Genomic DNA, 15854 nt, shown 5'->3' on the forward strand with positions numbered 1-15854 from the left:
GAAAACGTGCTATTTGCGGTGAGTGAGGCAAGAAATACACGGCCTGCTGTTATTGCAGGCCGTGGTTTCAGCGCGCAACATGAATGCGTTTTTTAACATCTTTCAGAAATAACGTGAGCGTGAAACTCATTAATACCAGTAAACTCCATGAGCTCCATTTGCCCACATGAACCACTGACCAGGCACCCAGTTGGTTGGGGTAACGCCACACGCCCATAAATGTGCTGATGTTCTCCGCCAGCCAGATAAAAAAACCGACCAGCATAAACCCAACCAGTAACGGCATTTTGCGGGGTTTATCGTAAGGCGTGAACACCACTTCACTACGCGCATACAGCCCAACCACCAGCGCAGTAATATACCAGCGGTAATCGCCAATATAATGATGAGTGAAAAAATTCAGGTAAATCAATAATGAGGCAATAACCGCAAACCCCAGAGGCGGGTGGTGGCGAATATGTAAATCCAGCAAACGCCAGGCCTGAATAATATAACTGCCAACGGCGGCATACATAAACCCGGCAAATAACGGCACGCCGCCTACTTTACTCCAGGCAAAATCCGGGTAACTCCAGGCACCAATAGCAGAAGAGGTTTTAAATAACTCAAGAATAAACCCAACAATGTGAAACAAGGTGATGGCTTTAAACTCATCCCAGGTTTCCAGTTTGGTTGCCAGCATCAGTGCCTGAATACCCAGGGCAATAATCAGCAGCAGATCATAACGCGCCAGCGGGCCAACCCCGCTGCGTGGCACCACAAACATCGCCAGAAAGAAAAGCCCGGCAAACAAGCAGGCCCGGGCTTCTTTCAGGCCAAACCACAACAATTCAAAGAAAAAGCGCCGCACACCGGACATCAACCGGTTGGAGCCCGGGTACGGAAGTAATTCGGGGGGTGTCATTTAGCTTCCCTGCATCTTAGTCAGGTAAATCGCCGCCAGGGTTTCTGGCGGCGGAAAAGTGTACTATTTTGCTATAAAACAATGGGTAATAATAGAAGATGCTCCCCACCAAAAAAGGTTGTACAGACCACAAACAGGTGCCGTTACCCCATTACCGTGCGGTACAGCAGGCTGTCGAGCGCCCCTGTTTTACCCGTTGCGCTCAGGGGTAATTCCGGTGGGATTTCCCCTCTTGCCAGTTCGTGTTCAATAAACGCATGCAAGTGCTCCCTGCGCGGGCCATACCCGGCTTCCCCGGTGCGCTGTTTAATTTCCAGTAACTGGTCTATTTCTGCCAGAAGGCTGGCATCAGTAACTGTTTTTGCCAGTAATTCGCGGAACAGTACGGGTGGTTGCCCCAGCCCGGCCTCAATCCAGCGCACTGCCAGTAAAGGCCGCAGCACATAAAAGTACTTTTTCAGTCGTACCGAGTCACCCTGCAAATAACCGCGAAAGTTTTTGCGCGCCATTGAGTAATAGTGCCAGCGAGCTCTGACAGGTGAAAACCAGTCTGGTTGCTGTGCACGCAACTCGGCCATCACACTTTCATCCTGCTGGTAAACCACCGGGGAGTTCAGCCATTCGAGCAATGTAGGGTTGGCGGCTTTTAATAGCCCCAGTGCTTTGCGCCACTCCCAGCCACTGACATCCAGCTCATCATCAATGGGAAGCTCGATGACATCGCGTTGCGGTTCAACCCGCAGGTACCACTCAGCCGGGTGAACATATAAAAACCGGACATCGTAGTCGCTGTCTGGTGAGGCAAAGCCCCACCCACGGCTCCCGGATTCACAGGCATAAAGCACTTTCACCCCAAACCGGCTTTCTACAGATTGTAATGTGTGCCGCACACGGCTTTGCATGGCGGCGTCCACTGCTAATATTGCCATTTTCTTCTCCTTTTTGTGGCCTGTTGCCGGGTTACACATTAATTTTCACTAAACCCTGTAATACCTGGTCCAGCCCGCCAAATACTGAAATTTTATCAATACGTTCAGCCACTTTTTCCAGGGTTTCCATTTCTTTAAGCCGCAACGCGACCGGGTTGTTTTCCATCACTTTGGCTGTATTCAGCAAAGATCGGGTTGCTGCTGTTTCTTCACGACGGCGGATGACATTTGCCTGCGCTGATTTTTCCGCTTCCACCAGCCGGGTTAAAATCGCCTTCATATCACCAGGCAAGATAATGTCCTTCACACCGACAGACGCAATTTCAATACCAAAGAGAGCCAGCCGCTGTGTTACCTGCTCACCCACGATGCCGTCCAGCACCAGTTTGTCTTCCAACAATTCGTCCAGTGAGCGGGTTCCCACGGCCTGGCGCAGCGCGAACTGGACTTCGCGGTACAGGTATTCCAGTGGCTTAGTCAGTTGAGCAAATGCGCTCAATACATCCTGGTAGCGCCAGTTCACCGCCATATTCAGGCGAATGCTGACTTTATCTTTTGTCAGGATCTCCTGGCCGCTCACTTCCAGCGCCTGTAAGCGCATATCCACCACTTCGGCTTCCACCTGGTGGTTTACCTTCCAGTACGCATGAACGCCGGGTGGTAACAGTTCCTGGGTTACACCATCTATTTTCAGTACCCCAGTATGCCAGGCAGGGACTTGTACGCTCAGCACAAGGTCGCGGCCTTTAACCGCTGCACTACCAGTGCGTGATTTCACCAGCAGGTTTTGCAGCGCTTCTGGCAACTTCACATCCTGAACTTCTACGCGTTCCAGGCGTAATGCGCCCTGGTTCTGCCAGTACAGACGGCGCGTTGAAGGGGGAATCAGTGCCTGTAACACGCCATCGCAGTACAACACACCCACTTCATCTTCACCGGTGTCTGCTTCCAGGCAATAACGCGCCACCCACTCGGGTTTGTAGTGGCGTAAATAGCCACTGAGTTCATCATCCACCATGCTGCCATCCAGTTTTATCAACTGCACTTCGGCAGCCGAAAACCAGGGTAAACGGTGCTGGCCCGCTTCCAGAATTTTTTCAATTTCTTCGTGTTGCGCCAGCAAACCAATCTGACCTTTCCGTATTGTGATTTTTTTAGCCATGTTGTTTTCCTTTTTCTTAATACCGGTGCAACCACGGATGCAGGGGCGAAACCGCAGGGGAAACGTTGTTTTGCCCACGGCCCGGCACCATTACCGGTGGTTGCCTGGGGGCTACTCCATACTGGCTGTAACCCGTTGTACTGCGAAAGTTGTTTCACTCATTCAATGTGAGGTGCGAACCCAGGAATCGAACCTGGCATGACCGACTTTTCGCTAATGCCGTTCTGCTGGCGGAACACACCCCGGATAACGACCGTATCGTTCCTGGTGCGCTGGCGGAGAGTTATTAACTCCGGCAATTCCAGCATGCTGACGTAGATAACATTGCCAGTTCCGTGCCAAAAACCAGAAAAGCGCAAAATAAATTCATAACCAATTGAAAAATATATTATTTATAATATAAAAGATGAATATCACTTGTTCGCCACCAGGCATTTTTATATCCTTATTTATCGTATTTTATCTTTTGGGATAAACATGAATAAACGCCGGGTTGTGATAGGTGTACTGGGAACTGAACTGGACAGGCGAGGAAAACGCGCCAACCGGATGAAAAAGTGGCGCCCGACTGTTGGGTTGTGCATGCAGGAAGACATGCCGGTTGACCGACTGGAATTATTACACCAGCCCACAGATATCAACCTGGTGTCTGCGGTGCAGCAGGATATTCAACAGGTTTCACCAAAAACGACGGTAAACACCCATGCTATTGCGATTAATGACCCGTGGGATTTTGAAGAGGTGTATGCCGCATTTCTCGATTTCGCCACACACTACCCGTTCGACACCGGGCATGAAGAGTACCTGGTGCATATCACCACAGGTACACATGTGGCACAGATTTGCTGGTTTTTGCTAACCGAGGCCCGCTACCTGCCCGCCAGCCTGTTACAAACCAGCCCGGCCAAACGCCAGGGAGATGAACCGGTTTCTCCCGCAGGCACCTGTTCCACAATTGACCTCGACCTGAGCCGTTACACTAAACTCACCAGCCGCTTTCAACATGAACAGCAGGAGTCGGTGTCATTTCTGAAATCTGGCATTGAAACCCGCAATGCAGACTTTAACCGGACTATCGACCAGATTGAGCGGGTGGCACTGCGTTCATCTGCACCGGTATTGCTTACCGGGCCAACCGGTGCCGGGAAGTCGTTTCTGGCCCGGCGTATTTACCAGTTACGCCAGGCCCGCCATTTAGTTAAAGGGCAGTTTGTCGCCGTGAACTGTGCAACTTTGCGGGGCGATAACGCCATGTCTGCGTTATTCGGCCATGTGAAAGGAGCCTTTACTGGTGCGCTACAGGCCAGAAGTGGCTTGCTACGTGAGGCCGACGGCGGCGTTCTGTTTCTGGATGAAATTGCCGAACTGGGGCTGGATGAACAGGCAATGCTTCTGAAAGCTATCGAAGAGAAAACGTTTTTCCCTTTTGGTTCAGATAAAGAAGTCCACAGTGACTTCCAATTGATTGCCGGTACGCACCGCAATATGCATGAATGGGTGGCTCAGGGCCATTTCAGGGAAGATTTATTCGCCCGTATTAATATGTGGACGTTCCGCTTACCTGGCCTTGCTGAACGCCGGGAAGATATCGCGCCAAATATTCGTTATGAGCTGGAGCGCTATGCCCGCGACCACCAGGCACAAATTCGCTTTGATAAAGAAGCGCTCACCCGCTACCAGAATTTTGCCTGTTCAGCCGGAGCACAGTGGCGCGGTAACTTCCGCGAGCTTGGCAGCTCAATCGCTCGCATGGCAACCCTTGCAGAACAAGGGCGCATTACGGAATCACTGGTAGATGAAGAAATTGCCCGGCTGCAGGCAAACTGGAACCCTTCTGCACATTCAGCGCCGCCATTACCCGTCGATATCAGCCAACTGGATGTGTTCGACCAGCGCCAGTTAGAAACTGTAATTGAGGTTTGCCGGCGGTCCGCAACCCTTTCCCAGGCCGGGCGAGAATTATTTGCCGTATCACGGCAGAAAAAAGCCAACCCAAATGACGCCGACCGGCTTCGCAAATACCTGGCGCGCTTTGGGCTCAATTGGGATGATGTGAAATAGCTTATTGGGAAGAGCTAAGTGAACAACTCTGTATAAGAGTTGTTCACGATAATATTGCCAGCCAGGCCAGTGTGTGCGAACGCTTACCCTTGTTCGTTATCACCAGAATGACCACCCGCGCCAATGCTGCCAATAAACGGCAACCGCAGGCTCAACGGTGTAAAATCCAGCCCTAAATTCAGACCAAGAACGTTCACCTCAACGCCCTCTTCTGCGCCCACAGTAATACCCGCCACACCCAGTAACGACAACTGGACACCGCGCCCGGATGGCGGTAAGCCAACCGGGTTTAGCAACGAACGGTAATCCTTCCCTACCGCATTAGCCGGCATATCCAGTTTTAATGCCGGTACTTCCCGGCCGATATGGGCAAGAAACGTATTACTGTTAGGGCCCGGCCAGGCGTGGTAGGTATCCGGCCAGGGGTAAGAGGCAATCGCCGCTTCAATTTTAGGGATCAACGCAGCAGCTTCAGCACCACGATGCGACACCAGTAAGCGGGGTTTAGCGCCATACCAATAGCCATCCGGTGTATTACTGTTGCGCCGCACCTTGTCGCCAGAGCCCCAACTGATGACTTCGTAGCGGGTGTACTGCGTTTCCCCGGCGCGTTTAAAAATAATCCACGGGTGTACTGCTACCGCCCCTTTCCAGCCCCAGGTTGGGGCTGCATAAACTTGCACAATAGCTTGCTGAGCGTATTTCACCGGGTTGGGAGCGACGCCTGCCGAATCTCGCCGCGCGGACCACCATTGTGACTGACTCGTTGTTTCACGCTGATGCACTGCCTGAGCGACACTGGCGGCCAGTGATAACAAAAAAATAGTTACTATGCCGAAGCCTGTGACTTTGCTCAGACTCATAAATATTCACCATGATGTTAGTTAAGACTGTTTAATCAGATGTAACCAGGAGCGGAACAAAAGTGCCCGCGTTTAACGGAGCACACCTGCTACGGGTTAGCCGTTCCCATTGCAGGTATCTTTTTAAAATCCGGAGGTATTTTCTCATAAAATTTGGCTGTTTTCTCCACCACCTGAATACGGCTCAGTGTATATAAGAATGTTGAGTTGAGGTGTTTATGTGTGCGGTAGTGATATCTCTGGCGGTATAAACCTGATGGTGGTTGCACAATTTATTCACCGGTGGGTTTATCTGCGCTGCGGTAAAAGATTAGCTTCGGACTCTGGAGTGAGGCGCTATTTACCGGGCCTGATTTGTTGAGCATCTGCCCGGTAAATGCATTTATGGCGAGGCCTTATCCGGATTATCTGATAATGGTCGAGTGTCTTTATGTTGACCTGCGTGATGTTTATTCCCAGGCTTTCGGGGGTGGATAACCCCATTGGCAACAGCACAATAAATTACCGGGTCGGCGTCATCATGTTCTGCCAGGCGGAAAGGTTTGGTTACCCCGGAAAGTAAACGACGTAAAAGTAACAGCCAGCTTCTGCTCATGTTCAGCCTGCTTTTGCTTTCTCAGATTCACCATCAGAATATGTTGCCAGCCCGATCGCCCACGTGCAGGCCAACCACCAGCGACAAATGACCATCTGAAGCCAGCGGGGGTTAACCCACTGGCTTAACGTATTGGCCAGTTAAAATTCCACAATGACATTACCCTTCGGAATACTACAACACGACAGGATATAGCCCTCTTCAACATCCTCGTCGGTAATCCCGCCGTTATGGTTCATTTCAACTTCACCTTCGATACGTTTTACTTTACATGTTCCGCAAATGCCCATACCGCAGGCTTTAGGAATATGAAGCCCTAATTTAGCAGCTGCAGCATGGATAGTTTCACCAGGTGCGATTTGCACACTTTTACCTGTGCTCGCAAACGATACTTCAAGTAGTTCAGAGCTGGGTAAAGCTTCAGCCAGTTCTGCGGCTTCCTCCGCCCCTTGCACCACCTGCTCTTTAACAACGTCAGGGGTCGAGCCAAACGACTCTTCATGATAGCGAGACATGTCAAAGCCAACATTTTGTAAGATGGCTTTTACCGCGCGCATGTAAGGTGTTGGCCCACAACAATAGATTTCACGTTCCAAAAAGTCCGGGGCAATCATTTGCAGCATTGCGTGAGTCAGGAAACCACTGTACCCACTCCAGTACTGACCAGATTCATAACGTTCACAAATAAGGCTGAGTTTAAAGTTGGAAATACGCGCGACCATATTTTCCAAATCACGTTTAAAAATAATATCTTGCGGTGTGCGGGCACTATGCACAAAAACCATATCAACATCGGCGTTAGTGTCGAAATACCAGCGAGCCATTGACATCATCGGGGTAATCCCTACCCCACCAGAGAGAAACAGCACTTTGTCACTGGGGAAGTCGATACAGTTGAACTGCCCCACCGGCCCATGAACCGCAAGGTTTGAGCCTTCTGTCAAATTGTCATGCAGCCAGTTTGAAACCTGGCCTCCCGGCACACGCTTCACGGTAATAGAGAAGCTGTAGGGGACAGAGGGTGAACTGGAAATGGTGTATGAACGAAACACTGGCTCGTTCTCTATCATCAGTTCCAGTGTGACAAACTGCCCGGGTTTGAAGAAGAACATCACCGGTTGCTCAGCCATGAAGCAGAAGGTTTTTACATCCCATGTTTCCTGGATAACCTTGACGCACCGCACCGCATGGCGTCCATTACTCCAGGTCTGTGTCGTTACTGGCTCAAAGGCATTGGTATTCAGTACCGTGATATTTCTGTCTGTCATACATACACTTCCTGTCGAAGGTAGATGGAAATAAACTGCCGATATCGACTCTGGTGCAACCATTTACCTCTGAGCCGGTCATTTGATTTTCCGTTCAACCCTCCAACAACATTTATTTATTCGCGACATCGAAATATCTGAAAAAACCACTTTTCAAATAAATTTTCTCTGCGCGTCTTTATCAGAGCGGTTTTATGTCGCAGTTAGAACATTGGCTAACGCTTAACAGGTGCAGCATGCATGCTGACAGTTATCCATAACACCATTATGGACTTCCGGTAGACCGGGAGCTGGAGCTTTGTTGACAATCGGATGTGCCTGCAAAGGCACCGGACAATACAAAATGAACAGCGCGAGAAGACCAACACTATGAGCCACAACGATCTGCTGAATATAACTTGTGCAAGCCTTGTTGATGCGAGTGACCGAATGACTGAGTTGCTTGAAAAGCGCCAGCCGAACTACTCTCTGCCACAGGCTCTGTATAACGACCCAACACTGTTTCGCATTGATATGGAAGAAATTTTTCAGAAGGAGTGGTTGTTTGCAGGTATGAGTAGTGAGATTCCCAAAAAAGGCGACTATTTCACTCTGGAAATTGGGCAGAATCCTGTACTCGTAGTGCGTGATGCGGAAGGGAATATTAATGCCTTCCACAATACTTGCCGCCATCGAGGTTCACGCTTGTGTTCACAGCATCGTGGAAAAGTTGCCAACCTGGTTTGCCCTTACCACCAGTGGACATATGACCTCAAAGGTAACCTGCTGTTTGCCGGGACTGAGATGGGCCAGACCTTCGACATGAAACAACATGGTCTGAAAAAAGCGCAGTGTAAAACCGCCGGCGGTTTTATTTTTATCTGCCTTGCCGACACAGCTCCGTCTTCAGACTTTGACAGTTTTCTCGCGACGCTTGAAGAATACATGGCCCCTTACGATGTTGAGAACACGAAACTTGCCGTGGAATCTCACATGTATGAGAAAGCCAACTGGAAACTGGTGATTGAAAATAATCGCGAATGTTACCACTGTGCGGGTAGCCACCCAGAACTGCTTAATACATTACTTGAGTGGGATGACACCAACGATCCCCGTGCACCGCAAACCTTCCTGGATTACTACAACCAACAGGCCGCAGATTGGGATGAGCAGGGTATCCCGCATCGCCATCAGAGCTTTGGTTTACGCAATCGTATTGTCCGTATGCCTCTGAAAGAAGGCGTAAAAGTTATGACCATTGATGGCGCTGAAGGGTGTAGTAAATTGCTGGGCCGTTTTACCAGCTACTTCCAGGGGTCGATGCGTATTCTGCATTTACCCAACTCCTGGAACCATATGCAAAGCGACCATTTCATCGTTTTCCGTGTGTTGCCCATTTCAGCACAGGAAACTATGGTGACAACCAAGTGGTTTGTCCATAAAGATGCCGTGGAAGGGGTTGATTATGATCCTGAGCGCCTGAGAAAAGTATGGGATGCCACTAACGACCAGGACCGCATTCTGGGTGAGGAAAACCAGCGTGGTATCAATTCAGTGGGTTATCAGCCCGGCCCTTACTCCGAAACTTATGAGTTTGGTGTGATTAACTTCATTGACTGGTATAGCGAAACTGTACTGAAAAACCTGAAAGAGTGACACCTGCCTTCGGTGCCCATAAATATAAGATGCCAGGCATAACGCCTGGCATTTCTTTTGGCATTCAGTGTAATGACTAACCTCAGGTGGCAACACAGCGCCACCCCATATTCAGCACGCCAGGGCAACTCGCTGCCCTCATAAAAAAGCCAGCCTGGAAGCATAAACTCCAGGCTGGCGCGCAATAAACATCGTGCCGTTATCTTAGCGAATCACACCTTCTTCAAGTAACAGGTCAAATATTGACTGAGCCATTTCAGCGACGGGTTTATCCTTCAGCACTTTTCCGCCTTCACTTTGTGACTTTGCGGTAGCAGCCCGGAAGCGGTCTGCCGCCGTTTTCGCTTTCACTACTTTCAGACGTTTTGGCTTTTTGCGTGCAGGTGCTTCTTCCCATTGCAGCATCGCCTCATCAACAGCCTGTACGCCTTCATCATGAAAATCTATCTTTGCCCGGCTGGCAGGGCCATATGCACTTTGCCGTGGAGCTACTGCCGCCATATCTACACTGGCAATAAACGGCAGAGAAACCCTCAGTAAGCGGCGCTGGCCACGGGGTAATGCCTGCAACACCTCGGCTTCTGTACCAGTCATTCTGACGATTTCAGCCACCCCAACCACCACCGGGATGCTGAGAGCTTCAGCCAGCAGAAACGGCAGCATACCAGATGACTCACCGCCTTCTGAGCGCACGCCAGTCAGAATAATATCTGGCTGTTTATGTTGCAGATAATGGCTCAGTACCTTAACGGCATCACCATTTTCATCCATCGACAGCACGCGCAAAGAGGAGATCCCCATCCCGGCGTAACTGCGTAATGCTGAATCATATGGGTTGCCCGCATGCAGAACTTCCAACTGATCAACAGACAGACTCATTCCCATTTCTACAGCGCGCGCATCCTGTTCTGCACGGCGGGCTCGTCCCGATTCCGGATGCTTACCTATCGAAACTAACGCAGTAATTTGGCAAGCCATATTATGCTCTTCACGCTGCATCATTCAGTTCCTCTTTGCGCCAGGCCTGAGCAAGACGGGCCAGTTCAGCCATTATTTCGTCGCTATCCGCAATTACGCTTAATGACGCGCGTTTAACCATATCGCACCCCGGATCAGTATTGATGGCAATCACCTTGTCGCACTGGCCAATACCCTGTAAATGCTGAATGGCACCTGAAATTCCGACAGCCAGATACACTCTGGCGGTAACCCAGGTCCCCGTTGCGCCAACCTGACGCAGACGTGGCATATGGCCGTTATCGACCGCTACACGGCTGGCACCTTCTGTCGCTCCTAATATTTCGGCTGTTTTATGGAATTGCGACCAGTCGTTTACGCCATTACCTGCCGAGAGGATGAATTCAGCCTCAGCAAGCGGTACAGCCGCCGGGTCAACAGGTACCTGACCACAATCCTTAATATGAACAGGTTTAACGCTCCACGGGCCAGGTACTACCGGGAGTGCTTCATGGCGTGTTTCATCTATGGGGTTAGCACACTCAGGTGCCAGCAACAGCACCCGCGGGATCTGGCGCGTAATGTCCAGGGTTCCTCCTGCGGCACGGCCAGTGCATGTTTTCTCATCAACCCGCCAAACCTGAGTTGCCGGGCGCTCACCAACCCGGGCGGCAAAACGGCACCCTAATTCAAACCCGGCAGTCACACTATCTGGAAACAGCCAGAGAAGAGGAGCCAGTTCTTTTTCCACGGCGGCCAGTGCATTCGTGCAGTATTCCGGGCTGTAGCCCTGATACTGTTCACCAGTAAGATGAATAAGCCGGTCTACACCCGCAGTATCAAATGCCTCTTCTCGGTGTTCGCCAAAAACAATCGCCAGTACCGCCCCGGCTCCGCCCATGTGACGAATACGCTCGTGAGCCAGGCCAATGATATCTTTGTCATGGCTGGTCAGGCGGCCGCCGACCATATCGGGAACAACGGCAATATAATATTCTGGATTTTCAACACGATGCAGTGGCAGTTCAACCACCTTACTCACCGTAGCTGAACGCCGGCCTGCCGGATTCACAAAGGCACTAATATTCATCCGGTCAATTCGCTTAATACCGGCGGGGCCAATAAAACCCTGTGCATGTGGATTCTTACGCAGTAAACCTGTAGGGCCGCGAGTTTCCTGCCCAAACAAAGCCAACTCAGTATGCTGTGGGTGGAGCCGGTTACGCTGTATCCACTCAGCTCTGGGATCTCGACGAATAATTGAGTCCATCAGATAACCTCCACTGCTATTTGTCGGTCACGGATCTTTTCGGGCAAAGTACTTTTCGTTTCGCTTAATGCATCAGCTACCAGCTCAGCAATGTCTTTCACTTCTGGATGCGGGCCAACCACGCCTTCAAGCATCGCCGTGCACTGTTGGCAACCTACGGCTATCATTTCTGCCCCTGTTTTTTTGGCATCATCCATACGCATATCGGCAATTCGCCGTTCTCCAGGGATATCGGTAATCGGTGCGCCGCCACCGCCGCCACAACAGCGTGAACGAAAGCCCGAACGTTCCATCTCCACGAGTTTAATGCCCAATTCAGCAAGCAATTCACGGGGGGAATCATACTCACCGTTGTAACGCCCCAGATAACAGGGATCATGGTAGGTCACCTTGCCACCTTTATAATCTTTCAGTTCAAGCAACTGCGCTTTAACCAGCTCATTGATAAAGGTGGTGTGGTGCATAACTTCATAGCCGGGTTTTTCCTGTTCCGGGTAGAAATCAGGGTACTCGTTCTTTAAGCAATGGAAAGCATGGGGATCGGTGGTCACAATCCGGTCAAACTGATACTGATTCAGTGTCGCGATATTGCTCTTTGCCAGGCGTTGAAATGTGGCATCATCGCCAAGTCGCCTTGCGACATCACCACTGTCGAGCTCTTCATCTCCCAATACGGCGAAATTCACACCAGCAGCCCGCAGAATTTTTACGAAGGCACGCAAAATACGCTGGCTGCGCATATCGAAAGCGCCATCAGAGACCCAGAACAACACATCAGCCTGTTTAACATCTTTCATTAAAGGTAAATTCTGATCTGCAGCCCAATGAGTACGGTTGCGCGGATTAAAGCCATTTGGGTTATCGGTGACTATCAGGTTATCCAGAACCTCTGCACCTTTTCCTGGCGTCTGTCCCTTTTCCATAGTCAGAAAACGGCGCATATCGACAATGGCATCAACATGCTCAATCATCATGGGGCATTCTTCAACGCAGGCCCGGCAAGTGGTACAGGACCACAGCGTCTCTTCGCTCACTAATCCGGCAGTTATTGGTTGATGTGGTGCCCCTTTCGCCTCGCCGATTTTCTTGCCTGGATATGGGCTGCCAGCAAACCGGGCATCCGAGCCACCGGCCATGCCAGTCACCATATCCTGAATCAATTTTTTAGGATTCAGGGGTTGCCCGGCAGCAAACGCCGGACACATAGCCTCACATTTCCCGCACTGGACACAGGCATCAAATCCCAGTAACTGGTTCCATTTAAAATCAACGGGTTTCTCTACCCCTAGTTTGGGCGCATCGAGATCAAGCCGCTTGAGCCCGGTGGAACGCCCACCACCAAAACGTTCAGAACGCCGATGAAATGCCAGATGCAAAGCCCCGGCAAAAGCATGCTTCATTGGCCCGCCCCAGGCCATACCCAGTACCAGTTCACCCAGCCCCCAAATGATACCAGCCAGCAGAATGGCGGAGAGTATCCAGCCACCAGCGTTACCAAATACCGGGGAAACAGGTAGTGTTGTAATGAAAAACGTGATGGAAAATACCAACAGGCTCTTTGGCAGGCGCATCCACGGCCCACGGGATAACCGGGAGGGTGGATGACGGCGGCGTTTATAAACGAACAGTGCGCCAATGAACATTAAGACAAGGGAAGCCGATAACGCGAGATCGACCAGATAGTTGCTGACACCAAACAGGTTGACCACCAGGATCAACACCATGGATAAAACAAACCCCCCTGCTGTCGCCACATGTGTTTTAGACATATATTTGTCGCGTGCGACAACATGGTGTAAGTCCACCAGATAACGACGCGGCATCGCCAGCAGACCACGCAACAACGCGACCTTTTCAGGCTGGCCACGCCGCCAGAGCAGCGCTCGCCGGATCATACCTGTTACGGCCAGGATAACGGCGCAAATAAGTAACAGGGGGAGTAACCTCTCAAGTACCATGATATGCCCTTTCCAAACTGTTCTCTGTTATGTGCTGCAAGTGACAAAGCCTGAATTTGTACCTGGTGACAGGTTGTTTTTCCGCATCACCAGGTATGACACTCGGGGCTTTTTCGCTGACCACTCCCAACGATAATGTCAATAGTTACAGGTCTTTACACAGGCGTAGCGCATCATAGATCGCCGCATGGGTATTACGCTGAGAGACACAGTCCCCCAGACGCCACAGAATAAATCCCTCACCAGGTTCAGACAGTACCGGCTGCGGCTTGATGTCAAACAGCGCTTCGGTATCAATCTGCCCCTGGTTACGCGACTCAGCTTTCAAGGCATAATAGAGTTCTTCGTTAGGACGCGTACCGTTCTCAACCACTATCTGGTCAACCACGCGCTCCTCTTTCTGGCCGGTATATTCGTTTTCAAGCACCGCCACCAGCTTGTCACCTTCGCGGTACACTTTTTCCAGCGCCAGATCAGACGTCATAATGACGGACTTTTCATACAGGCTGCGGTAGTAAGTCGGGAAGGTTGTCCCCCCAATCCCTACACCTGGCTTAATATCACCGGTGACCAGTTCAACCAGAGCACCACGCGAGGCAAGGAAATCTGCGGCGGACATCCCAGAAAACTCACAGATAGAGTCATAAATCAGCACATTTTTGCCCGGCTCAACCACTCCATTGAGAATATCCCAACTGGAAACCACCAGGCCTTCTGCAGCACCCCATTCTGGATTTTGCTCAAGGAAAGGCTGCCCGCCAGTTGCCAGAATGCACACATCCGGTTGCAGGTCACGGATCATCGCAGCATCGGCCGTTGTCCCCAGTTGAATATTGACACCGAGCCGTTCAATTTCCATCGATAACCAGCGGGTAATACCGGCCATTTGGTCACGCTGGGGGGCTTTCGCCGCAATGGTAATCTGGCCACCCAGTTCTTCTGCACGCTCAAGTAATGTAACCCGGTGTCCACGTTCAGCCGCGACCCTTGCCGCTTCAAGCCCACCAGGACCACCACCTATCACCACCACATTACGAACAGGCCCCTGGGTTTTTTCAATGATATGTGGCAACCCCATATACTCACGGGATGTCGCCGCATTCTGAATGCACAGTACATCAAGCCCCATATACTGCCGGTCTATGCAGTAGTTGGCCCCGACACACTGACGAATCTGATCAACCTGGTTCATTTTGATCTTGGTAATCAGATGCGGATCGGCAATGTGCGCGCGGGTCATACCAACGAAATCAACATAACCAGCTGCAAGAATGCGCTGCGCCTGGTTTGGATCTTTAATATTCTGCGCATGAATAACCGGAACAGAGACTACCTCTTTAATACCCGCAGCTAAATGCAGGAACGGTTCTGGTGGGTAGCTCATGTTAGGAATAACGTTCGCCAGGGTATTGTGGGTATCACACCCGGAGCCGACGACGCCAAAGTAATCCACCATCCCAGTGGCATCGTAGTAAGCCGCAATCTGGCGCATGTCTTCATGGTTAAGGCCATCAGGATGGAATTCATCACCAGTAATACGCATTCCCACCACGAAATCCGGGCCGACAGCGGCACGAACTGCTTTAAGCGCCTCCAGGCCGAAACGCATGCGGTTCTCGAAACTTCCGCCCCACTCATCGGTGCGCTTATTCACACGTGGTGACCAGAACTGGTCAATCATGTGCTGGTGGACTGCTGACAGTTCCACCCCATCAAGCCCACCTTCTTTCGCACGAACGGCAGCTTTAGCGAAATCACCGATAATCCGCCAAATTTCTTCTACTTCGATGGTTTTACAGGTCGCACGGTGCACCGGTTCACGAATGCCAGACGGAGACATCAGGTTAGGCCAGTTTTCACCATCCCAGCGGGAACGTCGCCCCATATGAGTAATCTGGATCATGATTTTTCCGCCATGCTTATGCACAGCATCTGCCAGATTCTGGAAATGCGGGATAATGCGGTCGGTGCTCAGGTTGACTGAACTCCACCAGCTCTGTGGGCTGTCAATCGAGACCACGCTGGAACCGCCGCAAATACACAGCCCACAGCCGCCTTTCGCTTTTTCTTCGTAATATCTGACGTAACGATCTGTCGTCATCCCGCCATCGGTGGCGTAAACCTCGGCATGGGCAGTGCTGACAATACGGTTACGAATGGTCAGTTTATTAATATTCAATGGCTGAAACAGGAGATCAAACTGTGACATAGCTACACCTTAACTCGATTCTAAAACTCAGCCCGCCAGCATG

12 protein-coding genes are annotated in these 15854 nt (G+C 50.9%); 2 read left to right on the plus strand and 10 right to left on the minus strand.

What is annotated here, in order from left to right; translation table 11 throughout:
* Window positions 1–67: 67 nt before the first annotated feature.
* The 3 genes from DES37_RS00995 to DES37_RS01005 all read right to left on the minus strand — a co-directional run bounded on the left by DES37_RS00995 (window position 68) and on the right by DES37_RS01005 (window position 2995).
* On the minus strand, window positions 68–904 hold the full coding sequence (locus DES37_RS00995) for a DUF817 domain-containing protein (protein WP_036103690.1): 837 nt from the start codon (window positions 902–904) through the stop codon (window positions 68–70).
* A 143-nt stretch (window positions 905–1047) separates the two neighbouring features.
* Complete coding sequence (locus tag DES37_RS01000) at window positions 1048–1833, minus strand: nucleotidyltransferase domain-containing protein (protein WP_036103687.1); 786 nt, start codon at window positions 1831–1833, stop codon at window positions 1048–1050.
* A 31-nt stretch (window positions 1834–1864) separates the two neighbouring features.
* Window positions 1865–2995, minus strand: a complete 1131-nt coding sequence (locus DES37_RS01005; RefSeq protein ID WP_110024531.1) for a slipin family protein — start codon at window positions 2993–2995, stop codon at window positions 1865–1867.
* A gap of 477 nt (window positions 2996–3472) precedes the next feature.
* Here DES37_RS01005 and rtcR point away from each other — a divergent pair, with 477 nt between their 5' ends.
* Complete coding sequence (gene rtcR / locus DES37_RS01010; RefSeq protein WP_110024738.1) at window positions 3473–5056, plus strand: RNA repair transcriptional activator RtcR; 1584 nt, start codon at window positions 3473–3475, stop codon at window positions 5054–5056.
* Between the two features lie 83 nt (window positions 5057–5139).
* Here the strand turns inward: rtcR and DES37_RS01015 are convergent, their stop codons facing one another.
* The 3 genes from DES37_RS01015 to DES37_RS01020 all read right to left on the minus strand — a co-directional run bounded on the left by DES37_RS01015 (window position 5140) and on the right by DES37_RS01020 (window position 7782).
* Window positions 5140–5919, minus strand: a complete 780-nt coding sequence (locus DES37_RS01015) for a DUF3750 domain-containing protein (RefSeq protein ID WP_036103677.1) — start codon at window positions 5917–5919, stop codon at window positions 5140–5142.
* Between the two features lie 382 nt (window positions 5920–6301).
* Window positions 6302–6514 carry a hypothetical protein gene (locus DES37_RS25480; RefSeq protein WP_146211483.1) on the minus strand — a complete coding sequence of 71 codons (213 nt, stop codon included), beginning with the start codon at window positions 6512–6514 and terminating at the stop codon, window positions 6302–6304.
* A gap of 140 nt (window positions 6515–6654) precedes the next feature.
* Window positions 6655–7782 (minus strand): FAD-binding oxidoreductase, encoded by a 1128-nt coding sequence (locus tag DES37_RS01020; protein WP_110024532.1) that lies wholly within the window; start codon window positions 7780–7782, stop codon window positions 6655–6657.
* Window positions 7783–8151: 369 nt separating this feature from the next.
* On the opposite strand from DES37_RS01020, the gene DES37_RS01025 reads away from it, so the two are divergent.
* Window positions 8152–9417, plus strand: a complete 1266-nt coding sequence (locus DES37_RS01025; RefSeq protein ID WP_110024533.1) for an aromatic ring-hydroxylating oxygenase subunit alpha — start codon at window positions 8152–8154, stop codon at window positions 9415–9417.
* A gap of 204 nt (window positions 9418–9621) precedes the next feature.
* Here DES37_RS01025 and etfB read toward each other — a convergent pair whose 3' ends face one another.
* The 4 genes from etfB to dgcA all read right to left on the minus strand — a co-directional run bounded on the left by etfB (window position 9622) and on the right by dgcA (window position 15811).
* On the minus strand, window positions 9622–10419 hold the full coding sequence (etfB, locus tag DES37_RS01030) for an electron transfer flavoprotein subunit beta (RefSeq protein WP_245929928.1): 798 nt from the start codon (window positions 10417–10419) through the stop codon (window positions 9622–9624).
* Window positions 10406–11644, minus strand: coding sequence for an electron transfer flavoprotein subunit alpha (etfA, locus tag DES37_RS01035; protein WP_110024535.1), 1239 nt, complete (start codon window positions 11642–11644; stop codon window positions 10406–10408). Before etfA ends, etfB begins: the two co-directional genes overlap by 14 nt.
* Entirely contained in the window at window positions 11644–13602 is a 1959-nt protein-coding gene (locus DES37_RS01040; RefSeq protein ID WP_110024536.1) for a (Fe-S)-binding protein, read from the minus strand. Before DES37_RS01040 ends, etfA begins: the two co-directional genes overlap by 1 nt.
* 145 nt (window positions 13603–13747) lie before the next feature.
* Window positions 13748–15811, minus strand: a complete 2064-nt coding sequence (gene dgcA, locus DES37_RS01045) for a dimethylglycine demethylation protein DgcA (protein WP_110024537.1) — start codon at window positions 15809–15811, stop codon at window positions 13748–13750.
* Window positions 15812–15854 lie beyond the last annotated feature (43 nt).

The sequence above is a fragment of the Mangrovibacter plantisponsor genome (assembly GCF_003182475.1).
GTDB lineage: Bacteria > Pseudomonadota > Gammaproteobacteria > Enterobacterales > Enterobacteriaceae > Mangrovibacter > Mangrovibacter plantisponsor.